This window comes from Paenibacillus tianjinensis (assembly GCF_017086365.1).
Taxonomy (GTDB): Bacteria; Bacillota; Bacilli; order Paenibacillales; family Paenibacillaceae; genus Paenibacillus_AQ; species Paenibacillus_AQ tianjinensis.
Window position 1 is genome coordinate 5,365,541 of the sequence record NZ_CP070969.1, and the last position, 24,331, is coordinate 5,389,871.

Below are 24,331 nucleotides of genomic sequence, written 5' to 3' on the forward strand. Positions count from 1 at the left end.
TGTCTGCTATCTTAAGGAGCAATCAAGGATGATGGAGGGGAATGCAATGCCTATTTTAAGCATTGAGCATCTGAAGAAATATTATGGAAAAGATCCGCAGACCACGGTAAAGGCGCTGGACGATATCTCACTATCCGTTGAGCAAGGGGAATTCCTGGCGATTGTAGGCACCAGCGGCAGCGGAAAAAGCACCCTGCTGCATATGCTTGGCGGTCTGGACCGGGCTACTTCAGGCAAAGTTATCGTGGGCGGAAATGATATTTTTGCCATGAGTGATGAGAAGCTGACGATATTCAGACGCCGGTCGGTCGGATTCGTTTTTCAGAGCTACAATCTGGTACCGGTCCTGAATGTGCTCGAGAATATCCTGCTTCCCATAGAGCTTGACGGCGGCAGAATCGATCAGGAGTATCTGGATGAGGTAATCAGGGCCCTGGGGCTGCAGGAAAAAATCCACAATCTGCCTGCGAACCTGTCCGGCGGCCAGCAGCAGCGTGTCGCTATTGCCAGAGCGCTGGCTGCCAAACCTTCAATCATTCTGGCGGACGAGCCTACCGGCAATCTCGACAGCAAAACCAGCCAGGAGGTCATGATTCTGCTGAAGCAGATGAGCGAGAAATTTAATCAGACCATTGTTATGATTACCCACAACGAGGCTATCGCCCAGACCGCCGACCGTATTATCCGAATTGAAGACGGGCGGATTGTGTCCGGTAACCCAGCCACAAACGGAGCCCACCTATTATGATCACCACGAACAACCGCAAGATTATTACCCGCCTCTCCTTTAAAATCCTGCGGGCGAATCCGCTGCGCAATCTGGCTGTGATCTGTGCTGTGGTACTGACGACCCTGCTCATTACGTCGATCTTCACCATGACTCTGAGCCTCAATAAATCTGTAGAATTGACCCGGATGAAGACCGTCGGCACTGATTTTCACGGCAGTTTCAAACATGTGACTCCGGAACAGATAGAAACGTTAAAGAATCATCCCTCGATTCAGGAATACAGCGTTTCCCTAAATGCAGGAAACTTGCGGAATGAGGTCTTCCGGGACAGCCCGGTGGAGGTTAAACGGATTGATGAGGCCTATGCCAGACATGGTTTTATTTCCTTTATAGAAGGCCGCCTGCCCGCCGCTGAGAACGAGGTTGTGCTGAACACATGGGTTATGGATAAACTCGGTATCCGCCATGCGCTGGGGCAGCAGGTTCAACTGGACATTGATATGGGGGAGCGTGTGATTCAGCAGGATTTTATCGTGTCGGGCTATTATGAGGCGGATAAACATCTGGCGCTCGCAGGACTGGCCTTTGTCTCGGAAGCCTGGGTGCAAGAGAATGTGTCCGGAATCGATCCGGTAAAGTCCGCAGCCAGCGGTTCCTATGTAAATACCTTAGAGCTGAGCGTAATGTTCAGGAATTCATTTGATATCGAAAAGAAACTGGACAAAGTGCTCGCGGATACAGGTGTGGAGGTGCCAATCGGGATCAACTGGGGCTATACAGCCTCCTCCTTCTCTGACAACCTCATCGACTTCGTCCCCTATTTGGCTGTCATCCTCATTATTATGCTCAGCGGGTATTTGCTGATTTATAACATCTTTTACATATCCGTCGTGCGTGATGTAAAATTTTACGGTCTGCTCAAAGCGATTGGAACAACGCCGAAACAGCTGAAGCGGATCATTACCGTCCAGTCCCAGCTGCTGTACCTGCTCGGTTTGCCCTTCGGCCTCGCTGCCGGTTACGGAATCGGACGGCTGTTAACTCCGCTGCTCAACACGTTCTCAAGCGAACCAATGGAAGCTGCCTATTCGGCCAGCCCGTGGATTTTTATCGGCGCTGCTATTTTCGCCTATGTAACGGTATGGATCGCTGCCAGCAAGCCGGGACGGATGGCTGCGCGGATTGCCCCCGTAGAAGCGGTCAGGTTCACAGGCGTTAACGCCAAGCGCCGGAGGAAGAAACGTTCGAAACGCGGAGGTAAGCTTTACAGTATGGCCTTTACTAACCTTTTCCGCAATAAAAAGAAGCTCAGTCTCATGCTGACCTCGCTCTCCTTAAGCATGATTCTGTTCAGCATTATTTTTACCGTCATCTCATCGCTGGATGTGAATAAATACCTTAGTTCGTATATATCCGGGGACGTGGTGATCCGCAACAATGCAGTCGTACAGGCAGCCGGCGAGCAGCCTGGTGATCCTTATAAGCTGTCGGAAGCGTTCAGCAGAAAGTTAGCGGGGATCGATGGAGTCAAGAGCGTGGAGAAGGTCTATTATACCAGCGAGCTTTACAATATGGATGACACCATACGGACTATACTGGAGCCGCTGACAGAAACCTATAAGTCTAACCCGGCTCTAACAGGCGTTCTGAAAAATGATTTTATTGTCCTTAAACTGTATGGCATTGATGACGGCTGGTATAGCCTGGTGCAGAAAGATGTCATGGAGGGCCATTTTGATCCGCAAAAATTCGCCTCCGGGAACTATGTGCTGGTGACTCAAGTCATCATGCCGGACGACCATAACGTCTCCTACTACCATCCGGGTGACCATATTGAGTATAAGCAGTTCGGCAAAAGCTATGAGGTGATGGCCGTATTGAACTACGACGCCCTGTATGCTGCTACCACGCAAGCTTTCCCGGCGTATGGCTATAATGCATTTTTCCCTTCCTCTGAATTGACCAGAGGGCTGCCTGAGGGAAGTGCTCCGCCGATGGCGCTGTCGGCAACGCTGCATATTGATCCGGCCAAGCTGGACAGTGCTTCGCAGACCGCCAAGTCTCTTGCCGCTTCCAGCGATGAGCTGGTATACAAATCAAGGGAGGATTACACGCAGGAGCTCAGCGGGTTTATCCGTATTTTTCAGATTGTCGGTTACGGCCTCAGCTTCGTCATCGCCCTGATCGGGGTTCTTAATTACATCAATACGGTTGTTACAGGGGTCATTACACGGCGGAATGAGTTCACCCTGCTGGAGAGCATCGGGATGACCAAGCGGCAGCTGAAAAAAATGCTGATCTATGAGGGGCTGTACAATGTGCTTCTCACCACAGCCATTACCTCCACCCTGGGCGTCATTCTGACCTATAGCATCTCGAAAAGCATCGCGGACAGTATGGCCTTTACCGTCTTCCGCATGAGCTGGCTGCCGTTTATCCTGGTCGTTCCGGTTCTTGCTGCTATTGCTTATACAGTAACACTAAGCTCCTACCGGATGCTGAGCAAGGCCAGCATTGTTGAACGGCTGCGGCAAACGGAATAACTTCATTCCTGCCAAATAAACGACATTTCTCCATATTGATTCTGCTTTTCTCCATACGCTTGCGGGGTGAACAGACTTATAATGAGGCTGAATCTTCACATTCCGCACGCAGCTATAGGAGGTTGTTTCCTTGTCTATTCACTATGCTCCAGAGCAGCAGATTTTCCATCTGCAAACCGAAAATACCAGTTATGTATTCAACATTGTCCGCGGTGCCTACCCGGCGCATCTGTACTGGGGCAAAAAAATCCGCAGCTCCGCTGTCTCCGATCTCTTCGAGCCCCGAGGCAGAGGATTCAGCAGCAGCGTTTTTCCCGGAGAATGGGCGTTCTCATTGGATACGCTTCCTCAAGAATACCCGGGTTATGGCTCAGGTGATTTCCGGGAACCGGCCTATGTAGCCGGGCTGTCAAACGGCACATCCGTAACAGAACTGACGTATGTATCCCATAGTATTGTAAAAGGAAAAGCTCCGCTTGAAGGCCTGCCGGCGGTTTATGCGGAAAGCGACGAAGAAGCTGAAACGCTGGTGCTGATACTTGAAGACGCCGGTGCGGGGCTGCGGGCAGAATTGTCCTATACCGTAATGACAGGGTATGACGCGATCATCCGCTCAGCACGCCTGATCAATACCGGCAAGCAGCCGCTTAAGCTGGAACGCGCCCTATCCGCTTCGCTGGATTTCCCGCATGCCAATTATGAGCTGCTGCACCTCTCCGGCTCGTGGGCCCGGGAACGGCATGTTGTCCGTGCTCCGCTGCACAACGGCCGGCAGGGCATTGACAGCAAGCGGGGGGCGAGCAGCCACCAGCAGAATCCATTCCTCGCCCTGCTCTCCCCGCATGCCGGGGAGAACAGCGGTGAAGCCTACGGCTTCAATCTGGTGTACAGCGGCAACTTCCTTGCTGAAGCTGAGGTGGACCAGTACGGATCTACCCGTGTCACCATGGGTATCAATCCGTTCGGCTTCCAGTGGCTGCTGGAGCCAGGGGACAGCTTCCAGACACCGGAAGCGGTGCTCGTCTATTCCGACCAGGGAATCGGCGGCATGTCCCGCACGTACCACCGGCTCTACCGTCAGCGGCTTGTGCGCGGACTGTTCCGCGACGAACCGCGTCCGGTACTGATTAACAACTGGGAAGCCACGTATTTCGGCTTCGACGCTGATAAAATCGAAGACATCGCCCGCGCCGGACAGGCCCTAGGCATCGAGTTGTTCGTACTCGACGACGGCTGGTTCGGGCATCGTGACGACGACACCACTTCACTCGGAGACTGGTTCGTCGATAAGCGCAAGCTGCCCCTGGGCCTGTCCGATTTGGCTGAACGGGTGAAACGGCTCGGTATGCAGTTCGGGCTCTGGTTCGAGCCGGAAATGGTCTCGCCGGACAGCGAGCTGTACCGCACCCATCCGGACTGGTGCCTGCATGTACCGGATAAACGGCGCAGCGAGAGCCGCAATCAGCTGATCCTGGATCTGTCCCGCGTGGATGTCTGCGACTATATCATCGATGCCGTCAGCAGCGTGCTGTCTTCAGCTCCGATAACCTATGTCAAATGGGACATGAACCGTCATATGACCGAGATCGGTTCCGCAGCCTTGCCGCCGGAGCGTCAGGGGGAAACCGCCCACCGCTATATGCTGGGACTGTACCGGGTGATGGAAGAAATCACCTCCGCCTTCCCGCATGTGCTGTTCGAAAGCTGCTCCGGCGGCGGCGGCCGGTTCGATCCGGGCATCCTGCACTACATGCCGCAGACCTGGACCAGCGACAACACCGATGCCGTCGAACGGCTCAAGATCCAGTACGGCACCAGTATTGTCTATCCGGCCAGCGCCATAGGCGCCCATATCTCCGATGTACCTAACCACCAGGTGCACCGCAGCACACCGCTGTCGATGCGCGGCGATGTGGCAATGTCCGGCAATTTCGGCTATGAGCTGGACCTGACCAGGTTCACGGCTGAAGAACAGGAAGAGGCGGCAGCCCAGATCGCCTTCTACAAAGAGATCCGCTCTCTCGTTCAGCAGGGCGAGATGTACCGGCTGCTCTCGCCGTTTGAAGGCAATGACACCGCGTGGATGTTCGTGTCCGCGGACCGCTCCGAGGCGCTTGCCTGCTACTTCCAGGTACTGGCCGGACCGAACCCGGGACACACACGCCTGCGCCTGCAGGGCCTTGATCCGGCTAAGGATTATGTGCTCAAGGAGACTGGAGTTGTATACGGCGGCGACCGGCTGATGCATGCCGGCCTGCTGCTGCCTGAGCTGCACGGCGATTTCCAGAGCAAGCTGCTTCATTTCACCGCTGTCGTTGAATAACAGTTAACGCAAAAATGCAGGCCCGCGATATATGCGGGCCTGCGTTTTTGTGTTCATCCGTATTATTCGTCAGCACGGTAACTAATGCTGTTATTTAGCAAACATCCGAAGAGCAATTACATCCGCAATATCGCTGTCCAGAAAAGAGGCCAGCGGGACCAGATCACTGAGCGTTCCACCTTCCATCGCCTTCTGCGCACATTCACCCAGCACTTCTTCGCTCAGGAACGAGGCCAGCGGCAACAGGTCCCGGAGTGCTTTATCCTTTACTTGTTCGAAAACCTCCCCAATCTGCTCCATATTCAGAGGCGGCGCGATCCCGGAAAGCTCATCTGCGGACACCTCATGCTGCTGCAGGTATTCTCCGGTTTTGTTCTCCAGCATACTTGTAATAAGCCGGCTTCCTTTTCCTTCTTCGAGAATCTCCTCAATGCTAACATTAAAAATTCCCGCCAGCTGCGGCAGCTTCGCAATATCCGGCATACTCGCTCCGCGCTCCCAGTTGCTAACCGCCTGGTAGCTAATGCCCAGCTTGTCCGCCATCCCCATTTGCGTAATTCCCGTCTGCCCTCTTAACTTGGCAATATTACGGCCTACCTTCAGCATATCAAACATGGCTTCCACCCTTTGCTTAACATGCCTTTAGTGTAGTGGATCATCCAAAAAATGCATTTCAAGTATTGCTTGGGTCCTTCCGCTTCCCGCCCGGGACGCGGCTGCGGAACACGGTGACAATGGCCACTGCCGCGATTATAATGACGGCGGCGGCCCAGGTTCCGGCGGTAAGCTGCTCACCGGCCAGCAACCAGCCAAGCAGGACGGCAACAACCGGATTCACAAAAGCATAAGTGGAGACAAGAGACGGTTCCGCATTTTTGAGCAGCCAGATATAAGCTGTATATGCGACAATCGAGCCGAATAAGACCAGGTAGCCAAAGGCAAGATACGAGCGGGCGGTAATTCCCGCGACCTCCAGCTCCCCCCAGTCTCCGGTGAAATAGGAGAAAATAATCAGCAGGACGCCGCCGGTCAGCATTTGCGCCGCGGTCGACATCAGCGGGGAACCCGGCAGCTTGGCGCTGCGCGAATAAATTGAACCGGCTGCCCAGCTGATCGAAGCCGCAAGCAGGGCAGTGATGCCGATGACATCGAAGCCTTTATCGCCAGCACTGCCCTGTCCCGGTTGAAGCACCAGCACGGCGATGCCGAGGAAGCCAAGAACAATCCCGGTAATCACTCCTGTGCCGGGGCGCTTTCCGTTTTTACCAGACCAGCCGAGCAGCATCATCCAGACCGGAACGGCCGCAATGATTAAGGAAGCTACCGACGAAGACACCCTCTGTTCCGCCCAGGCCACCATACCGTTGCCGCCAAGCAGCAGCAAGGCACCTACAATCACGGCCGAACGCCATTCCAGGAATCCGGGACGCCGGGCGCCTGTTAATCTGGAGATGATATAGAGCACCAGTCCCGCTGAGAAGAAGCGGGCTCCAGCCATCAGAAAGGGCGGCATACTCTCAATCGCTACCTTCATGCCCAGATAGGTGCCTCCCCAGAATAAATAGACGGCTACCAGCGCCAAGCCTATTATGTAGAGCGAACTGCTTGTTTTGCCGGCGCGTGTTGCTTTGGCCTGGACTTTAGCGGTCTGACTCATAATTCCCCTCCCTTTGAATATTAGCTTTCTATATTATTACAAAGCGTGCTACATTCCCTTCAAGCCGTCTTCATAGATAGTGGATAACACAAAGGTGGTCGACGTTTCCTTCACTTCGGGGATTTTGACAATTTCATCAATCAGCAGCGTAATCTGCTCCGGTGAGCCTACCCGCACTTTCAGCATCATGCACCACTCCCCGGCCATCCGCAGACATTCCATCAGGGTTACCCCCGGAATCTCCATCTCTACTATTTTGTCCGCAACCTCCTGAAAATGCCGGCTGACCACCTTCACCGAGATGACCACCTTGATCTTCTGATCCAGCCGGCTCCAGTCGATAAGCCCTCTATAGCCTTTGATAATTCCGCTTTTTTCAAGCTTAGCAACCCGCTGATGAACGGACGGCCGCGAGATATGCAGCAGTTTGCCGATCTCCTCATGAGACAGCCTTCCGTTTCGTTCCAGCAGCTTGAGAATATTATGATCCAGTTCATCCATTGGCCCATCCTCCTGGAAAAATTATAGCATGATTTATTTCTTCATAAACGATTCGTACACACGAGCAATCAAACCCAAACGAATCGTATGATACATCCCAGAAATATTGCTTTTTCGTCATAACACAAGCACTAATCCGCCCTAAAAAATAACGATCCGTAAGCCAATGTCCCCCTTTTCCCTACGCAAAAAAACCCTTCATGACAGCAAACAGCGGAAGGACATCCGATCTCTTGGCTGTTTCCTTGAGGGGCTCTTAGGCATCTTTCAATCAAATAGATTTATGGCCTGTTGATCATCTGACTTATGGAATCTTAATTATCGTCCGTACTGTGATATCTAAGTGGAATTTCTCCACCAAAATCTCTCTCAAACACACGCAACAAGATTATAGTGGAAAATTTTCCTGATGATTTCCTCGTTCGGCCTGCCAGCTGCGGAATCAACGGGATTTTTACCGTTGATTTCCACGTTCGGCCCGCCGGCAGCGGAATCAACGGGATTTTTACCGTTGAATATCCCGTTCGGCCCGCGAGCGGCGGAATCAACGGGATTTTTACCGTTGATTTTCGCGTTCGGCCCGCCGGCGGCGGAATCAACGGGATTTATACCGTTGATTCCACCGCTTGCCCCGTTACCTTAGCTCGCCATCCAGCACTGCTGCACGCTGCGGCCTGATGCACTGAACTTACGTCCTGCCTGCAGGCCCGCCAAACACTTCCCCTTCCTCCAGCCCGTCCACAAAACGCTGCAGCCAGCTGTAATAATCCATCGCATGCTGCAGCTTGTCCAGGTCTCTGCGGCAGGACTGGCGCTCTTCCTCCGGAGTATCTTCGGCCTGGATCAACGCTTCCAGCTCCGGCACCGCCGTTCCCATTGCGTCCTGCATCACGTCAATCTCCCGCTGCAGCTTCAAGGTGAAGAAGTTCCTGAACGCCTGAAAAAAGTCCGTCTCCGCCGCATACAGCTCCTTCCGGTCCCGCTTCTCCTCAAGCTTCGTTACCATCCGGGAGGCGATCAGCGAGCGGACGCCATAGCTCATATTGCTCTTGCTCATATTCATAACCTGCTTCATTTCCTCAAGTGTCATCGGCTTATCCTCAAAGAACATGATCCCGTAGAGCTGTCCGAAGGAATAATTTGCCCCGTATAAATCCATAGTCTGCGCAATCGCATCAATCATGGGACGCAGCACTTGCTCCCGTGGAGATAACTGCCCGTTGTCCTCGCCAAATGCGGCCTGTTTCATTCGCTGCACCTTCACTCCAATTAGACTTGTTTTCTCTACATTACACAAAACGGAAGCAACACAGCAGCATTTCTGCAAATTTTACATAATTTCTAAACATGCTTTACTTCCGCTTGACCATAAGGCGTCTGCTTGAGTGTACAATTTTTTTTGAACAGAGTGTACTTCTTCTGCATTATACCGCAAAACTTAGACGATGGAATGGGGTATCCGAACAAAAATGACACGCTCCAAGGTAATAAACGGCCTAAAACCGGTGCTGTTCACGCTGCCGGCGATGATCCCATTCATTCTATTCTGGCTTGCCCCGCTGCTGTATGTGCTGTATCTCAGCCTGACGGAATGGGATTTCATGAGTCCGGACAAAACCTTTGTCGGGCTGCAAAACTATGCCGATCTCTTCAGCAACCCGGCTTTCTACAAAGCGCTGAGGGTCACCGTGCTCTTCTGTGCAGGCAGCGTACTGCCGGTCATCTCGATCGGACTCGGGCTTGCGCTGCTGATGAACCGGAAGCTGGGAGGCTCCGCACTGTACCAGGCGCTCTTGTTCTCCCCCTGGGTCACGCCGACCGTTGCCGTCTCCATTGTCTGGTCCTGGATCTACGAGCCTGATGTCGGACTCGCCAATACCGTGCTGAATTTCCTTGGCTTGGAACCGATCGGCTGGCTGCAGGATCCCAAGTGGGCGCTTACCGGTGTACTGCTCGTAACCATCTGGAAATCGGTAGGCTGGGCGATGATCTTTTATCTGGTGGCGCTGCGGAATGTCCCTTCCGATCTGCTGGAAGCCGGCGAGCTTGACGGGGCCAGCGCACTGCAGAAGTTCTTCCGTATTACCCTGCCGCTGATCTCGCCGACCACCCTTTTCCTGTTCGTGGTGCAGATTATCCAAGCCCTTCAGGCTTACGATCAGATCAATGTCCTGACACAGGGAGGCCCGTCCGGCTCCACCCGCACTCTGCTGTATCTGTATTACCAGTCGGCCTTCGAGTCCTTCCAGATCGGTGAGGCTTCAACCGTCGCAGTGGTTCTGGTCTTCATCTGTATGCTGCTGTCGGTATTCTCGCTCGGCGTCAGTAAACGGACTACTCATTATCAGTGATTTTGCGTCTATCCAAAAGGAGGTCTCCCCGCTTGCGTATATTCACCCGGCTGGGCCAACCGGTCCGCCAACTTTTTTTCGCCGTAATTGCCCTGCTTATGGCCTTTCCGTTCTACTGGATGGTTACCAGCGCACTCAAAACCAATGATGAAATCTGGCGTTCCCCGCCAACACTCTGGCCTGAGGTGCCGCTCTGGGGCAATTTTGCCGCAGCCTGGAATGAGGCTCCATTCGCACGGTATATGGGCAACAGCATCTTCGTCGCCACCGCCATCGTCGTTCTGCAGGTGATCAACTCAGGCATGATGGCCTATGCGCTTACACATATGAAATTCCGCCTGAAGGGTGTTTTTGCCGGAGTGATCCTGTTCGGTTACATGGTACCTGCTACCGCAGTCTACCTGCCCGGTTATCTGGTGCTGTCCGAGCTGCATCTGCTCAACTCTTACGGCGGCCTGATTCTCTCCAACTGTGTGAGCGTCTTTGCGATCTTTCTGGTCAGACAAGCATTCCTGCAGGTATCGCATGAGCTGGTCGAAGCCGGTGAGGTGGACGGGGCATCTCATATGCGGATTCTCTGGACGGTGCTGGTGCCGGTCACAAGGTCTTCCTTCGCGGTACTTGCGCTGATTACTTTCATCGAGCAGTACAACAATTATTTCTGGCCGATGCTGATTACCAAGGATCCCGGCCTGCAGCTGGTGTCCGCCGGTCTGCGCAGCTTCTTCGTGGAAGGAGGTGCTTACGGTTTAAAATGGCCGCTGATTATGGCCGCGAGCAGCTTCACCATCGCCCCGCTGCTGCTTGTCTTCCTGCTGGCGCAAAAAACGATTATGCAAAGTGTCAATATGACCGCTGGTTCCAGTAAAGGCTGAATCTTACATTTTCAAACAAAGAGGAGAATGATGATGAACGTATTAAAAAGATTGTCAGCGATGTCCATGATTGCCGGATTCACTGTACTCACTGCTTGTGGCGGAAATACCGCTTCTAATGATGTTACGGAGGCGAGCGGAGCATCGTCTGCTCCTGCTGCTGAAGCTGCTGTGGCCCCAAGCGGACCGGTAACGATTGAATTCTGGTATGGACTCGGCGGCAAGCTTGGGGAAAATATGGAGACGCTCATTCAGAAATTCAACGCCTCACAGCAGGAGGTGATCGTCAAAGGCATCGTGCAGGCGGATTATACGGAAACCGAGCAGAAGCTTCAGGCGGCCATCGCCACAGGACAGGTACCTGCTGCTGTGCTCTCTTCCAATATAGACTGGGCGCGCAAGGGATATTTTGCACCGATGGATGAGCTGATTGCAGAGCAGCCGGATTTCAATAAAGAGGATTTTGTCCAGACTTTCCTGAACCAAGGCCAGGTCGACGGCAAGCAGTATTTCCTCCCGATGTACGGAACGACACAGATAATGTATTACCGCAAGGATGCTTTTGCGAAAAGCGGGATTGATGCCAGCCAGATCAAGACCTGGGAAGACCTAGCTGCGGCAGCTGAGAAAATGGCGGTCAAAGACGGCGGCAAAACGAGCTTCTACGGCTGGGAGCCGATGTGGGGCTCCGGCAATATGATCGATGCCGTGCTGAGCAAGGGCGGCAGCATTCTTAGCGAAGACGGCAAGACCGTAACAATTGATTCCCCGGAGTGGATCGAGACGTGGGACCTCTTCCGCAAATGGATTCATGAAGATAAGATCATGCGCATCCATTCCGGCGGACAAGGCTGGGAGTACTGGTACAAGACCATTGACGATGTGATGAAAGGCCAGGCGGCCGGCTACATCGGCTCCAGCGGTGACCAGGGCGATCTCGATTTCAATATCGTCTCCGCGATGGAACAGCCTGGCTGGGCCGGAATTGGTGAAGGCAAGCCCGTGGCACAGGCGATCATGGCAGGTATTCCCGCCAAGGCTTCAGAAGCCGAGCAGCAGGCAGCCCTGAAATGGCTGGCGTACTTCACGAACTCTGAGAATACTGCCTTCTGGTCGATCAACACCGGCTATATTGCGGTCCGCCAGTCTGCACTGGAGGATCCGGCATTCGTCTCTTTCAGCGGGACCAATCCGCAGATCAAAATCCCATTAATGCAGGCATCTCATGCCTCCGCCCCGTTCCAGGATCCAACCGGCGGCAAAATCAACGATGCGCTGACTATCGCTGCGGACAAGGTCCAGATTGAGAACATTCCGGCAGCCGAAGCACTCAAGGAAGCGCAGCAGACTGCCCAGGCGGCACTGGATAAGCTGAAATAATCAGCGGCATAGTTAGAGGGGCACCGACCTGCAAAAGAAGCGGTGGCCTCTCAAGAGAAATTTCTGAAATGGCTCACTCCTAGAGTGATTTCAGTGATTTTCAGTTGTGGAATGTCTATGCTTTCGAGAATGATTGCACTTTGTGCAATAGAAAGTCCATTTTCCTGCGGAACAATGGCACTCCAAACGAGGATTTGGGAGAATGGACTTATATTTGTTCCAGTATTCTGGCATACGAATAATTCAATGACATGACATAACAGTTGACTAAAGGGGGCCGCACCATGCCAGAGCTCATCACTCCGCAAGGAAATCATGCCATATCCGCGATCCTGTTCGACAAGGACGGCACACTTCTGGAGTTCGTCCCCCTCTGGGGAAGCTGGGCCGAGTGTTTCCTGGAGCAATTCACCCGGCAACTGGAAGTACGCGGTCTCGAATTCCCTGCACCGTACCTTGCCTCTCTGCTTGGTACCATTCACAATGCCGAGGGCAAAATCACTGGCTACGACCGCAATGGCCCGCTGGCCATGGGAACGATGAGCGACCTTTACGCTATTCTCTCCTGGCAGGGCTATCTGCTTGGCCTGTCCTGGGCAGAATCGATGGAGCTGGTGGACATCTGCCGCCAGGAAGCAGATGAAATGCTGGAGCAGAACCGTCCAGCCCTCCCGCTGCCCGGTTTGCTGCATTTCCTTAATGACTGTGCAGCTCAAGGTCTGGCTATGGCCGTAGTAACTGCTGACGAAACCGCGGCGGCGGAGAAGCATCTCAGCTGGCTAGGCATCCGCAGCTACTTCTCCGCCGTGATCGGCACAGATCAGACAGAACGGGGCAAGCCGTTTCCCGATATGGCCTTGCTGGCCTGTGAGCAGCTCGGGGTGCAGCCGTCTGCAGCCGCTGTAATCGGCGATACGAACGGCGATATGAAGATGGCCAAAGCGGCAGGTGCAGCAGTGGCTATAGGGATAACCGGAACGGCGCATACACCCGGGAATGCAGCCGGGGATGATGCTGCCGATCCTGTGACGGCACGTTATTATCTTTTGCCTGATGCCGATTCGGTTGTTCAGTCTTATCAAGAACTAAGCTTCAGCAGCTAACAGCTTATCCAGTTGATTATCCTTTAACTTAAGGAGGCTACGTTTGCGCATGCATACCAACAACCCGGGCGGACAAGCGCCGCTGTTAACCTTTCAGATTATTACGGACACTCATGTCACTGCCGATCCCGCGCATGAATATAATCTGAATTTCGAACGGGCACTGCAGGATCTGGCTCTTCATGCTCAGGGGAGCAGCGGGATTATGCATATCGGGGACATTACAGACCATGGCTTCCCGGATGAATATGAGGAGGTCCAGCGTATTCTGAAGCGGCATCAGGCTGTCCTGCCGGAAATACGGTTCACCCTGGGCAATCATGATGTTGGCCTCGGCCACTGGGAATCGCGCCTGGCGATGTATACCTCCCGTACTGGTGCGCCTGGACCTTATCACGATCATTGGATCGGCGGATATCATTTTATTTTCCTCGGAACCGAAGAAGGCCTGCCGGCGTTCTGCAATCTGTCAAGTGAACAGCTCCAATGGCTGGAGCGCAAGCTCGGTGAACAGCCGGCGGACGGTCAGGCAGCCTCAGCTCAACCCATCTTCCTGTTCCTGCATCAGCCGCTGAAGAATACCGTAGCCGGCTCACTGGAATCGCAGGAATGGTACGGAGTTACACAGGATATGGAGCTGCGCTCAATACTGGCCAAGTATCCGCAGACCCTGCTGTTTACCGGCCATACCCACTGGGAGCTTGAGGCAGACAACACGATATATCCCGGCAACGAGGAGACTGCAACGATGTTCAACTGCGCTTCCGTTGCCTACCTCTGGACCAATGCGGATGAACACAAAGATGGAAGTCAAGGCTACTATGTAGAAGTCTATAGTGACAGAGTGCTGGTGCGGGGACGGGACTTCACTACCGGAAGCTGGATTGAAGCTGCATGCTATGAGGTTCCTTCTCTGCTGAAAAAGCACGGCTAACACCCGCTGCGGCAATCAGGTCGAACTCAGGAGGTTTCACAAAAAAAAGAGGCTCTCCCCATGGGAAAGCCTCTTTATATATGATCTGTTATTCAAAAGCAGGCAGTGCAATCTCCGCGTAGTTCTCTTCCAGGAATTTCTTCACTTCCGGGCCGCTGATGCGCTTCGCCAGCTTCTGGATGGCATCGGAATCCTGATTGTCTTCACGGGCGACCAGGGTGATGGTGAACTCAGAATCTTCGCCTTCTGTAATCAGCGCATCCTTCTTCGGTGTCAGGCCGAGCGGGCTGGCATAAGCAGGAGTCATCGCCACCAGATCGCCGTCATCCATCATCCGGGCCAGCATCAGCAGATCGACTTCCTCGAACTTGAAGTTCTTAGGGTTTTCTGTGATATCGGCCTGTGTCGCTTTGATGCCTACGCCATCCTTCAGTTTGATCAGACCGGCATTTGCGAACATTTGCAGCGAACGTCCGATGTTCGACGGGTCATTGGCCATGACCAGCTTCGCGCCTTCCGGCAGCTCTTCGATCGTCTTGTACTTTTTGGAATAACCGCCGTAGATGGCGTCATATACCGGCTGAACCCCTACCAGCTTGGAGCCTTTGCTTGCATTGAACTGCTCCATATAGGGAAGGTGCTGAAAGAAGTTCGCATCGACTTCCTTATTCGCCAGCGCTTCATTCGGCTGCACATTGTCGGACAGTACTACAATCCCCATATCGACTCCGTCTTCCAGAAGCAGCGGCTTTACAATATCCAGAATCTCGGTCATCGGAGGGATCAAAGTCGCTACTTTGATCTTTACAGGTTCTGTTGATGTGGCTGCCGGCGCCTCGGCATTCTCCTTATTGCTGTTGTTTCCACAACCAGCGACAATCAGTACGAGCACCATAAGCATAGCTATCATTGACTTTTTCATAATTTGAAGATAACCCCCCGTGTAATGTATATATTCCTCTGTTATTGCGGTCATACAAAGCTTAAGGTTCTGTCAGCGTTTATCCAGCAGTCTGGCTGCTGTGCTTCCGGTGAACTGGATCATCTGAACCAGCACGATCATTACAACGATGGCATAGGCCATCACTTCCGTCTCAAACCGCTGGTACCCGTAACGGATAGCGAAATCGCCAACCCCGCCCCCGCCGACAACCCCCATAACTGTAGAAAAAGAAATGAAGCTGATCGTTGAAGCCGTGAGTCCAAGCACCAGCCCTGAACGGGCTTCTTTATACAGAAACTTGAAAATCAGCTCAAACCTCGATGCCCCCATGGAGAGGGCCGCCTCAATCGTGCCTTTGGGCACCTCAAGCAGGGACTGTTCCACAAGCCGCGAGTAGTAAGCTATGGCGACTACAGACAGCGGAACAGTAGCCGCTACCGTACCGATTGCAGTCCCTACAAGGAAGCGGGTCACAGGAATCAGCGCCACGACAAGCAGCAGGAAAGGGAACGAACGGATGATATTGACGATGCTGTTCAGCGTCAGCGACAGGCTCCGGTTCTCATACAGCTGGCCCTTGCGGCAAAAATACAAGAGCGTTCCCAGCGGCAGCCCCAGCAGCACCGCCGCACCCACAGAAATGCCGACCATCACGAAGGTTTCCCCGATGGACTGCCACATCTGCTCCTGGTATTTCAGCATACTATCCCACATGGTCTTCACCTGCCTTGCCGGTAATCTGCTGGCGGTATGAACCGGAGTGACCTGCCGGAGGAAGAAATTCATGCTCCCCCCGTGAGAAGGAATCTACAATTCCCCCGTCCTTCATCACGGATACCTCAGTGCAAATGCTGCGGACCACATCCAGCTCATGAGTTACGATGACAATGGTTACACCAAGCGCAGCATTGATATTCTTCAGCACGCCAAGAATATCGGCTGTAGTTCCCGGATCGAGCGCGGAGGTCGGCTCATCGCACAGCAGCAGCTGCGGGCTGTTCGCCAGGGCGCGGGCAATTGCTACCCGCTGCCGCTGCCCGCCGCTGAGCTGGGCGGGATACTGCTGTGCTTTATCGGCCAGCCCGACGAATTCCAGAACCTCGGCTGTCCGCTTCAGCCGCTCTCCCCGCTTTACCCCGGCCAGCTCCAGCGGAATCGCAACATTGCGGCTGACGGTGGCATTGCCGACAAGATTGAAATGCTGAAAGATCATGCCGATCTTCTGCCGCTCCCGGCGCAGTTGTCTCTCCGGCAATGCTGTCAGCTCCTTGCCGCCTACTGTTACAGTGCCCATATCGGGGCGTTCCAGCAGATTAATCAGGCGCAGCAGCGTGGACTTACCAGCCCCGCTTGGGCCGATGATGCCGTGAATTGAAGCGGCTTTAACCTCAAGCGAAACCTGGCGGACCGCCGGATAGCTGCCATTTTTCAGTTCGAAGCTCTTGCTTACTCCACTCAGCGTTAGAATAGTAATCCTCCCCCTCTCCGGACTGACTTGATTAGAGCCTGTTGACCCCGCGGAGTGTATTACAATTATTTAAAATCTGTTTCATCAAAAATCTCTTTAAATAATAAGGTATTTACTACGCTGTGTCATCATTTTTTTGAAAATGATATATCAGCGGCATGATAGAATTCGCCTATCTCTAAGCATGCGCGTCTGCTGTAATAATTATCCTGCGTTTCTGCAAAGAAGCCCCGGCAGCCATTGTACAGGCTGCCGGGGCTTCTATAATTCTTAATCTAATAATAAAGACATATTCAAGCAGACAACCTTTTCGCAGCCGTAATGAAGGTTATGCTATTCCTTAACACTGCCCACATTCAGGCCCACCACGAAATATTTCTGCATGAACGGATACACGAGCAGGATCGGAACCGAAGCTACCACGGTAATCGCTGCCCGGATCGACAGCGGGGTTACCAGCGCTCGGGCTGAATTCTGGTCCATCCCTACCCCGGCGGCAACGTTCGGATTGCTGTTGGAGTTCATCGTCGAGGACAGCAGCTTCATCAGCTCATACTGCAGCGTACTCAGGCTTTGTCTGGATGAGGTATAGATAAAGGCGTCGAACCAGGAATTCCATGCGCCTACAGCTACAAACAGGGCAATTGTTGCGAGTACCGGTTTGCATAACGGGAACACAACCTTCATAAAAATTCTGAAGTCGCCGGCGCCGTCGATTTTCGCTGATTCCAGCAAACTCTCCGGTATCGTGCCGATATAGGTGCGGATAACAATCATATTGAATGCGCTGATCATGGACGGAAAAATGTATACCCAGAAGCTGTTAATCAGGTTAAGATCTTTGATCAGGAAGTAACCGGGAATCAAACCGGCGCTAAAATACATTGTCAGGACAAAAATGACAGTGATCGGCTGGCGGAATACATATTCCCTCCGGCTTAAGGTATACGCGAGCATCGTGGTCAGAAAAATATTAAGGATCGTAGACAGCACGGTCCGGGCCACGGAAATCAGGAAAGCGTCGTAAATGGTGCCGGAGGCAAAAATCGCCTTGTAATTTTGCAGGGTCCAGGCTCTCGGCCATAAGTAGATGCCGCCGCGGATCGTATCATTCCCCGCGTTAAACGAAACGGCAATCGTATTGAGGAACGGATATAAGGTCACAAGCACCAGGCAGATCATAAAAACCGTGTTGAAGGAGCCAAACAGAACCGGTTCCAGTTTGCCCGTGCCCAAGCTTTTTTTCATCGTAAAACCCGCTGTCTGCCGAGGGCTGATTTGTCGGTTATCCATAATTATAACAACCTCTCTTCCCCAAGCCGCTTGGAAATTCCGTTAGCCATAAGCAGCAATGTTACGCTGACCACGGTTTTAAAAATCCCGCCGGCAGTCGCTAGAGAATAGTTACCTTGTGCAAGCCCGTATTTCAATACAAAAATATCAATCGTTTCTGCCCAGTCTATAACCAGCCCGTTGCCGAGCAGGTACTGTACTTCAAAGCCCGCCTCCAGCACATGTCCGATGGACATAATCATCAGAATGACGATTGTAGCTTTAATCCCTGGGAGGGTTACGAATCTCATTTTTTTGTAGCGGCTCGCACCGTCGATTTCTGCGGCTTCATAAAGTGCAGGGTCTATAGAGGCAATAGCTGCCAGATAAATAATCGTATTCCAGCCGACTTCCTTCCACACATGTGATGCCCCGACAATTCCCCAGAAGTATTTGCCTTCACTGAGCCAGAGAATCGGCTCCTTAACCAGATGCAGCTTCATTAGGACGATATTGACAATCCCGTCATTGATCGACAGCGAAGTGGCCACAATGCCGGTAACGATAATCCACGATAAGAAATGCGGCAGATAGGAAATCGTCTGCACCGTTCTTTTCCAGAACATGTTCTTGATTTCATTGAGCAGCAATGCAAGCACGATAGCAGTGACAAAACCGAGAATCAGGTTGATCAGACCCATCGCTACAGTATTACGCATTACCCTGATGAAGTTATCATCGGTAAACAGGAATTTGAATTGCTTAAATCCTACCCATTCCTGTTCGCTGAATGACTTGGCCGGCTTATAATTCTGGAAAGCCATGGTCCAGCCCCAGACAGGCACGTAGGCAAAAAGAATAATATACAGCATTAACGGTACAGACATCCAAATCAGCTGATTCTGGCGTTTCAACAGGGACCAGGTGATCGGCTGCTTCTTCCTTTTTTTCTTGGGATGCCGGACGACGGTTTCTATTTCTAGGGTCTCATCCATACTAGTTATCTCCCCACTCCATCATTTTAATTTAGGAAGGTGGAAGGCCGGAACCGGCCCCCCACCTTCAGATTCCGGATGCTGATGCTCCGTTATTTGCTCCAGTTATCAATTCTCCACTTGATCTGTTCATTAATTTTGTCTTCGTAAGCCTTCACGTTGGCCTTTTTGATCTGTCCGACATAATCGGTCCATACGGAGTCGAAATCAGCCGGATCGGCCAGGATGGCTTTAGGCAGGAACTTGGTCTGCAGTTCATTCAGTTTCGTACTTGCAATTTTGGCATCCGATCCTTCTATCAGGTCAATGGACCATGCAGGATAATAGACCGGGTTGGCAGGCGGTTCGCTGAAGAAATCCACATAAGAGTTAAAGCCATAGGCATCAAGAACTTCCTTGTCGAAAGGCTTCAGACCTGCTTTGTACTCTTCAGGCTGTGCAGCTGCATCTGTTGAGTTGCCGTCGCTGAAGCTTCCCTCAGTTTTTGGCAGGTAGTCAAACATCGCTTTGGCCTTGTTGGCCAGCTGCCAGGTGGCATCGGCTGCATTGTCGCGCTGTTCCTGGGTTCTCATAAATCTGCCGTTCTCAACGATATAATCTTCGCCTTCAATACCCCAGGAGAAGGTTTTTTGCCAGTCTTCCTGAATCAGGGTATCAAGGAGCTTGATAATCTTCACCGGATCTTTAGCGTTGATACTGATTCCGAAGCCGTTGTTAAGGTTCAGAACTGCGAGGTCGCGGTAGTAGTCTTTAGTCGACTCGTCATATACCAGCGGAAGACCTACATACGTGCGTTCAATTTTGCCTTGGGTAGTCAGGGAGTCCTCGGCGGCATTGAAGTTCCAGTGCTGGTCGAACATCCCAAGAACCGTACCGCTGGACAGCTTCGCCATATACTGGTCATAGTTCTGTACAAAGGTCTCTTTATCGATCAGACCTTTTTGGTTCACTTCATTCAGCTTTTGATAGTATTGTTTAGCATAATCTTTGTCTGCAAAAATTTCGGCCACGCCGTTATTTACAACAACACCGCCATCATTCGGATGGCCGATCAGATGCTGCGGCGCATTGAACAGACCCCAGTTTTTCCAGTCATAGTTTAGAATTTCGAATCCGATCGTCGGGCTTCCGTCGATTTGCGGATATTTCGCTTTATATTTCTCAATCAGATCAAAATATTCATCCAGCGTCTTCACCTTTGGATATCCGAATTCCTTAAGGACGGCTTTTTGAATCCAGAAGGCTGGTCCTGAATACCATGAACTGTTAACCTTACCGTTGTATACGCCGTAATTCGGCAGGATATAAATATGCCCGTCATTCGGGTCCTTCATCATGTTCCAGTAATCCGCATAATGCGCTTTCAAATTTGGAGCGTATTGCTCAATCAGGTCTTCAAGCGGAATATAAGCCCCCGCAGCTGTAAGCTTTGTATTACCGGTCATCAAATCCGGGTAATCCTGGCCCGCAATCATAACCCCAAGCTTCTGGTTTATGTCGCCTGCCAAGAATTCCATATCGAAGCTGGCACCTGTTTCTTCCTTGATTTTCTTGTAAATTTTGTTGTCCGGTGTCGGCTGCTGTCCGGCTGCGCCGATGAAGACGCTTACCTTGAACGGTTCAACCTTATCACTTGTGTTGGCTGCTCCCGCAGTTTGTGCCGCACTGGTTTCTTTCGCTGTAGCATTATTATTGCTGTTTTTGTTCCCGCCGCAGCCGGCGAGTGTAAAGCTCAGGGTTAATAGCATAATCAGGGAAAACTTAAACGTTTTTTTCGACTTGCCCCCCATAAAGCACCTCCATATTATTGATCACGCTTTTTGTAAGCACTTACATTTATGAATTATAGAGGTGATTTCTTTTGTAAAATACAACAGAATTAAAGGTATAACCCCAAATTTTTTAGGTCTTTGTATTGCGGTATTCGTTCGGAGACATCTTCATTTTTTTCTCAAACTGCTTCAAAAACTGGCCGTAATTGGCATACCCCACATGCTCGGCAACCTCCGACAGCTTGAGTTTATGCTCATGGAGCAGTCTCTCGGCTTCCTCAATCCGCAGATTATGGAGCAGCTCATTGAAGCCCATACCGTTCTTCTTGATCAGGAGCTGGCCGAGATATACAGGGTGCAGATAAAAGATTTCGGCCAGCTTCTGGATCGTCAGACTTTCACGGTAATGCTCCTGAATGTATTGGTTGATATCCCGCACGATATCAGGCGACTTCCTGCTCCGCTCCTGTAGAAGGAGCTCGATTCCAGTCTCTCCTGAGGTCAGCAGATAGCCCATCAGTCCGGTCAACGTAAGCCTGTAATGGTAGATCTCCGGTAGCTGGAACTCGTCTGGCAGCTCCTGCCTCTTGCCGCTCTCTGTCACATTGGTCATTTCCCTGATCCGGTATATGAGATGGATAACAAACTTCTTCACTGCCTCTGGAGCCACAAGCTTCTCCTGAAAGCTGTGAGCCGCCGAGTCCACTGCGCTGCGGAAGCCGGACAGATCCAGCGTGTTTATGAATCCGATTAGTTCATCTGCCATCCGGATATGATCGTATTGCCTGCTGAACGGTGTATCCTTGATTTCGTGGTACATCAGTAATCCGGCAGAGGAGGACCGGTAAAAAAAGTGCTGCAGTGCTTCCTTAGCCGTCCGGTAGCTCTCCATGATGCCAGTCAATGCAGGTACACTGGTTCCGGCTGCAATAAACACGGGCTGGCCGGGACACTCCTGCCCCAGCGAGGCTGCCATCCGGGTGATTGCATCATTTTCATGGCCAGCCGTAGAACTTCCGGATACAATCGCGCAGCATCCTGCCTCCAGATCAACCAGATACATAGCGGCTGCTCCTACGATTAAGGCGGCTGCTTTGCCCCTTACCTCGGCATACTGCTGCGGTGCGGTCTGGACCAGGCAGACATTCCAGCAGCAAAGATCCGCGGGCAGTGCAGCGAGAAACAGCGGATCGGCCGGCTGCTCATATAACAGCCCTTTGATTGCCGCCGCTGTTTCCTCCGAGGCTGCCATCTGTTGAAACCTCCTGCCGCGCTCCTCCTGCTCCAGTTCCCGGTAGATCTCCCGCAGTTCCTCTGTTGCTTCTTCCGGAAACACCGGTTTCAGCAAATAATGATTAATACCGTATCTGATAGCCGTCTGGGCATATTCGAATTCGCTGTACCCGCTTAAGATTACGAACCTGGTCTCCCTGCCCCCCGCCTGCTGCCAGGCGCCAATCATCTCCAGACCGTTCAATAGCGGCATGTTTACATCCGTGATGACCAGATCTGGGTCCAGCTCATGGATTAACCGTAAGCCCTCCTGGCCGTTACTGCAGGTCCCGCATATCTCGAAGCCAAGCTCCCGCCAGTCAATCCATAGCAGCAAACCTTCGAGAGCACTCGGCTCATCATCAATTAACAGCACTTTATAAGTCATAGCACTCCCCCGCCTCCCATGGGATGAGTCTTCTCCAGCAGCTTCAGCGGGATGCCGAACGAAACTGCAGTTCCCTCACCCGGTACGCTGATAATTTCAAAAGTCACCTGATCGGCATAATACAGCTCCAATCTGCGGTACACATTGCGCATCCCGATATTCAAGCCGGACGAATCCTCGGTGCGGATATTATGCAGCAAATCCTTGAGCTGCGCAGCTTCGATTCCTTTTCCGTTGTCCGAAACCGTAATTTGCAGGCGGTCCTCTAGGGCCGCTGCCCTTACCTTGATGATGCCCAGCCCTTCTATCGTCTGCAGGCCATGCTTACAGGAATTCTCCACGAGCGGCTGCATGCTGAGCTTCGGAATTTTATACTCCAGTGCCTGCTCCTCGATCTCAAACTGATAGTCGAATTTATCACGGAACCTGAATTTCTCAATCTTCAGATACATCTCGATAAACTGCATTTCCTCCTGCAGTGACACCAGGTCCTCCTTCCACCGGAGCAGCCTGCGCAGCAGCTTGGAGAGGCTTTTGATAATATCCGTCACATCGTCATATTTATTTTTGGTGCAGACCACAAGGATCGCGTTCAGCGTATTGAACAGGAAATGAGGATTCATCTGGCTTTGCAGAAAGTTCAGCTCTGCCCTGACCCGTTCCATCTCAAGGTTTTTACTCTGAATTTCCAGCTTATACACATCATTAATCAACGAATTGATCCGCGAGGTCATCCTGTTGAAATTATGAATCAGGCCGCCGATTTCATCGCGTCCCTCGTCAATCCGGATCAGCTCAAACTTCTCGTTGGTTACCTTCTGCATGTGTCTCGAGAGCCGCTTCACCCGGTAATTGTAGGATCTCAGCATCACATAAATAAAAGCAGAGGTCAGCAGCGTGACCGTGGTCGCCAGCACAGCTGCATACAGCCGGATATCCAGAATTGCCTGCGTGATCCGTTCCCCCTGCGTAATTCCGATAATACGCCAGCCCCTGAGATAGTTGGCCGAACCTAGCGGCAGCACATGAAGCTCCTGCTGATTATTTTCCTGCTGCTTAAACAGAGGATACGGCTCATCTGTCACCAGCTGGTAACCGCTGTCTTCAGACATGACAATCTGATCCTGTTCATTGACCAGATAGAGGCTGAGGTAATCTTTTTCTCTGATAATGACGTTATAAACCTCGCTAAGATCCAGATCGATCTTCAGCAACTTTCCATATTTGGTAAAGGATCTGTAATTATCCATCCATCCGATAACACTAAGTGTAGGGGTCGAAGACGAGGTATTGTCGTTCTCACTTGTCCTGTATGCGGTAACAACAACCCTGTTGCTGGAGGACTCCGCCTGTTGATACCATTCACTTGTCAATACCTTCTGGTCCATGATATGGTAGTTGCCCCCGGAAACAATGGAGCGGTTATTTGTAAACACGTTGATCCGCTCAATCTGGTTGTTTACCGGCATATAGCTGTTCAACCGGTCCCGCAGCTGTTCATCAAAAGCACCATAAAAATCAATAAGGTCCTTATAGTTCCGGTCCAGCATTTCATACAGGTTCTTATCCGTAGACAATGTGTAGTTGACGGCAACCCCGCCTTCGATAAAATCATGAATATCCTTTCTCGCCCGCTCCAGGGAGATCTCCAGATTCTGCTGCTCCCTTGATTTGATAAGATCAGTAATCCGTTCCAGAAACACGAGGTTGATAACCATAATAGGCAGAAGCACACCAACGATATAGATCAGGATAAATTTAGAATTCAGCGGAATATCGTTGACAATATTGGTGAAACGGAATCTTTTTTTTTGCATGGCCTGT

At 51.9% G+C, this 24,331-nt stretch carries 21 protein-coding genes; 9 read left to right on the forward strand and 12 right to left on the reverse strand.

The features are described from left to right. Window positions 1–46: 46 nt before the first annotated feature. From JRJ22_RS24880 to JRJ22_RS24890, 3 genes are all read left to right on the forward strand, one after another. Complete coding sequence (locus JRJ22_RS24880) at window positions 47–748, forward strand: ABC transporter ATP-binding protein (RefSeq protein ID WP_206101987.1); 702 nt, start codon at window positions 47–49, stop codon at window positions 746–748. Next, complete coding sequence (locus JRJ22_RS24885) at window positions 745–3,273, forward strand: ABC transporter permease (protein ID WP_206101988.1); 2,529 nt, start codon at window positions 745–747, stop codon at window positions 3,271–3,273. Before JRJ22_RS24880 ends, JRJ22_RS24885 begins: the two co-directional genes overlap by 4 nt. 130 nt (window positions 3,274–3,403) lie before the next feature. Beyond that, on the forward strand, window positions 3,404–5,596 hold the full coding sequence (locus JRJ22_RS24890) for an alpha-galactosidase (RefSeq protein WP_206101989.1): 2,193 nt from the start codon (window positions 3,404–3,406) through the stop codon (window positions 5,594–5,596). A gap of 90 nt (window positions 5,597–5,686) precedes the next feature. On the opposite strand, the gene JRJ22_RS24895 is transcribed toward JRJ22_RS24890, so the two are convergent. Genes JRJ22_RS24895 through JRJ22_RS24905 form a run of 3 tightly spaced genes read right to left on the reverse strand, consistent with a single transcriptional unit; the run spans window position 5,687 to window position 7,754 of the window. Next, window positions 5,687–6,211 carry a helix-turn-helix domain-containing protein gene (locus tag JRJ22_RS24895; RefSeq protein ID WP_206101990.1) on the reverse strand — a complete coding sequence of 175 codons (525 nt, stop codon included), beginning with the start codon at window positions 6,209–6,211 and terminating at the stop codon, window positions 5,687–5,689. Window positions 6,212–6,269: 58 nt separating this feature from the next. Further along, window positions 6,270–7,253 carry an EamA family transporter gene (locus tag JRJ22_RS24900; protein ID WP_206101991.1) on the reverse strand — a complete coding sequence of 328 codons (984 nt, stop codon included), beginning with the start codon at window positions 7,251–7,253 and terminating at the stop codon, window positions 6,270–6,272. Window positions 7,254–7,301: 48 nt separating this feature from the next. Beyond that, the gene (locus JRJ22_RS24905) at window positions 7,302–7,754 is read right to left on the reverse strand and encodes an Lrp/AsnC family transcriptional regulator (RefSeq protein ID WP_206101992.1); all 453 of its coding nucleotides are present in this window, start codon (window positions 7,752–7,754) and stop codon (window positions 7,302–7,304) included. Window positions 7,755–8,147: 393 nt separating this feature from the next. On the opposite strand from JRJ22_RS24905, the gene JRJ22_RS24910 reads away from it, so the two are divergent. After that, complete coding sequence (locus tag JRJ22_RS24910; RefSeq protein WP_206101993.1) at window positions 8,148–8,432, forward strand: hypothetical protein; 285 nt, start codon at window positions 8,148–8,150, stop codon at window positions 8,430–8,432. A 10-nt stretch (window positions 8,433–8,442) separates the two neighbouring features. Here the strand turns inward: JRJ22_RS24910 and JRJ22_RS24915 are convergent, their stop codons facing one another. Then, the gene (locus JRJ22_RS24915) at window positions 8,443–9,003 is read right to left on the reverse strand and encodes a GbsR/MarR family transcriptional regulator (RefSeq protein WP_206101994.1); all 561 of its coding nucleotides are present in this window, start codon (window positions 9,001–9,003) and stop codon (window positions 8,443–8,445) included. A 220-nt stretch (window positions 9,004–9,223) separates the two neighbouring features. Here JRJ22_RS24915 and JRJ22_RS24920 point away from each other — a divergent pair, with 220 nt between their 5' ends. The 5 genes from JRJ22_RS24920 to JRJ22_RS24940 all read left to right on the forward strand — a co-directional run bounded on the left by JRJ22_RS24920 (window position 9,224) and on the right by JRJ22_RS24940 (window position 14,397). After that, window positions 9,224–10,105: a carbohydrate ABC transporter permease gene (locus JRJ22_RS24920; protein ID WP_232380948.1), complete on the forward strand. Its 882-nt coding sequence runs from the start codon at window positions 9,224–9,226 to the stop codon at window positions 10,103–10,105. 32 nt (window positions 10,106–10,137) lie between these two features. Then, window positions 10,138–10,980, forward strand: a complete 843-nt coding sequence (locus JRJ22_RS24925) for a carbohydrate ABC transporter permease (protein WP_232380949.1) — start codon at window positions 10,138–10,140, stop codon at window positions 10,978–10,980. A gap of 33 nt (window positions 10,981–11,013) precedes the next feature. Continuing rightward, window positions 11,014–12,360: an ABC transporter substrate-binding protein gene (locus tag JRJ22_RS24930; protein WP_206101996.1), complete on the forward strand. Its 1,347-nt coding sequence runs from the start codon at window positions 11,014–11,016 to the stop codon at window positions 12,358–12,360. Window positions 12,361–12,644: 284 nt separating this feature from the next. Continuing rightward, complete coding sequence (locus JRJ22_RS24935) at window positions 12,645–13,463, forward strand: HAD family hydrolase (protein ID WP_206101997.1); 819 nt, start codon at window positions 12,645–12,647, stop codon at window positions 13,461–13,463. Window positions 13,464–13,512: 49 nt separating this feature from the next. Then, window positions 13,513–14,397, forward strand: a complete 885-nt coding sequence (locus tag JRJ22_RS24940; RefSeq protein WP_206101998.1) for a metallophosphoesterase family protein — start codon at window positions 13,513–13,515, stop codon at window positions 14,395–14,397. 88 nt (window positions 14,398–14,485) lie between these two features. Here the strand turns inward: JRJ22_RS24940 and JRJ22_RS24945 are convergent, their stop codons facing one another. From JRJ22_RS24945 to JRJ22_RS24980, 8 genes are all read right to left on the reverse strand, one after another. Then, the gene (locus JRJ22_RS24945; RefSeq protein ID WP_206101999.1) at window positions 14,486–15,319 is read right to left on the reverse strand and encodes a MetQ/NlpA family ABC transporter substrate-binding protein; all 834 of its coding nucleotides are present in this window, start codon (window positions 15,317–15,319) and stop codon (window positions 14,486–14,488) included. A gap of 72 nt (window positions 15,320–15,391) precedes the next feature. Beyond that, a complete protein-coding gene (locus JRJ22_RS24950; RefSeq protein WP_206105296.1) occupies window positions 15,392–16,054 on the reverse strand; it encodes a methionine ABC transporter permease in 663 nt (220 codons plus the stop codon). Beyond that, window positions 16,044–16,808 carry a methionine ABC transporter ATP-binding protein gene (locus tag JRJ22_RS24955; RefSeq protein WP_206105297.1) on the reverse strand — a complete coding sequence of 255 codons (765 nt, stop codon included), beginning with the start codon at window positions 16,806–16,808 and terminating at the stop codon, window positions 16,044–16,046. The genes JRJ22_RS24950 and JRJ22_RS24955 overlap by 11 nt, the downstream gene beginning before the upstream one ends. Window positions 16,809–17,141: 333 nt before the next feature. Continuing rightward, a complete protein-coding gene (locus JRJ22_RS24960) occupies window positions 17,142–18,101 on the reverse strand; it encodes a carbohydrate ABC transporter permease (RefSeq protein ID WP_206102000.1) in 960 nt (319 codons plus the stop codon). A gap of 2 nt (window positions 18,102–18,103) precedes the next feature. Then, entirely contained in the window at window positions 18,104–19,075 is a 972-nt protein-coding gene (locus tag JRJ22_RS24965) for an ABC transporter permease (protein WP_206102001.1), read from the reverse strand. Window positions 19,076–19,167: 92 nt separating this feature from the next. Further along, window positions 19,168–20,865 carry a type 2 periplasmic-binding domain-containing protein gene (locus tag JRJ22_RS24970; protein ID WP_206102002.1) on the reverse strand — a complete coding sequence of 566 codons (1,698 nt, stop codon included), beginning with the start codon at window positions 20,863–20,865 and terminating at the stop codon, window positions 19,168–19,170. A gap of 112 nt (window positions 20,866–20,977) precedes the next feature. Next, complete coding sequence (locus tag JRJ22_RS24975) at window positions 20,978–22,507, reverse strand: response regulator (RefSeq protein WP_206102003.1); 1,530 nt, start codon at window positions 22,505–22,507, stop codon at window positions 20,978–20,980. Then, a complete protein-coding gene (locus JRJ22_RS24980; RefSeq protein WP_206102004.1) occupies window positions 22,504–24,324 on the reverse strand; it encodes a sensor histidine kinase in 1,821 nt (606 codons plus the stop codon). The genes JRJ22_RS24975 and JRJ22_RS24980 overlap by 4 nt, the downstream gene beginning before the upstream one ends. Between the last annotated feature and the right edge of the window lie 7 nt (window positions 24,325–24,331).

Excerpts from the sequence above, each read along its gene's own strand:
- JRJ22_RS24880 (WP_206101987.1), top strand. The coding sequence starts at position 47 with ATGCCTATTTTAAGCATTGAGCATCTGAAGAAATATTATGGAAAAGAT.
- JRJ22_RS24885 (WP_206101988.1), top strand. The coding sequence starts at position 745 with ATGATCACCACGAACAACCGCAAGATTATTACCCGCCTCTCCTTTAAA.
- JRJ22_RS24895 (WP_206101990.1), bottom strand. The coding sequence starts at position 6,211 with ATGTTTGATATGCTGAAGGTAGGCCGTAATATTGCCAAGTTAAGAGGG.
- JRJ22_RS24900 (WP_206101991.1), bottom strand. The coding sequence starts at position 7,253 with ATGAGTCAGACCGCTAAAGTCCAGGCCAAAGCAACACGCGCCGGCAAA.
- JRJ22_RS24905 (WP_206101992.1), bottom strand. The coding sequence starts at position 7,754 with ATGGATGAACTGGATCATAATATTCTCAAGCTGCTGGAACGAAACGGA.
- JRJ22_RS24915 (WP_206101994.1), bottom strand. The coding sequence starts at position 9,003 with ATGAAACAGGCCGCATTTGGCGAGGACAACGGGCAGTTATCTCCACGG.
- JRJ22_RS24920 (WP_232380948.1), top strand. The coding sequence starts at position 9,224 with ATGACACGCTCCAAGGTAATAAACGGCCTAAAACCGGTGCTGTTCACG.
- JRJ22_RS24930 (WP_206101996.1), top strand. The coding sequence starts at position 11,014 with ATGAACGTATTAAAAAGATTGTCAGCGATGTCCATGATTGCCGGATTC.
- JRJ22_RS24935 (WP_206101997.1), top strand. The coding sequence starts at position 12,645 with ATGCCAGAGCTCATCACTCCGCAAGGAAATCATGCCATATCCGCGATC.
- JRJ22_RS24940 (WP_206101998.1), top strand. The coding sequence starts at position 13,513 with ATGCATACCAACAACCCGGGCGGACAAGCGCCGCTGTTAACCTTTCAG.
- JRJ22_RS24945 (WP_206101999.1), bottom strand. The coding sequence starts at position 15,319 with ATGAAAAAGTCAATGATAGCTATGCTTATGGTGCTCGTACTGATTGTC.
- JRJ22_RS24950 (WP_206105296.1), bottom strand. The coding sequence starts at position 16,054 with ATGTGGGATAGTATGCTGAAATACCAGGAGCAGATGTGGCAGTCCATC.
- JRJ22_RS24960 (WP_206102000.1), bottom strand. The coding sequence starts at position 18,101 with ATGGATAACCGACAAATCAGCCCTCGGCAGACAGCGGGTTTTACGATG.
- JRJ22_RS24965 (WP_206102001.1), bottom strand. The coding sequence starts at position 19,075 with ATGGATGAGACCCTAGAAATAGAAACCGTCGTCCGGCATCCCAAGAAA.
- JRJ22_RS24970 (WP_206102002.1), bottom strand. The coding sequence starts at position 20,865 with ATGGGGGGCAAGTCGAAAAAAACGTTTAAGTTTTCCCTGATTATGCTA.
- JRJ22_RS24975 (WP_206102003.1), bottom strand. The coding sequence starts at position 22,507 with ATGACTTATAAAGTGCTGTTAATTGATGATGAGCCGAGTGCTCTCGAA.
- JRJ22_RS24980 (WP_206102004.1), bottom strand. The coding sequence starts at position 24,324 with ATGCAAAAAAAAAGATTCCGTTTCACCAATATTGTCAACGATATTCCG.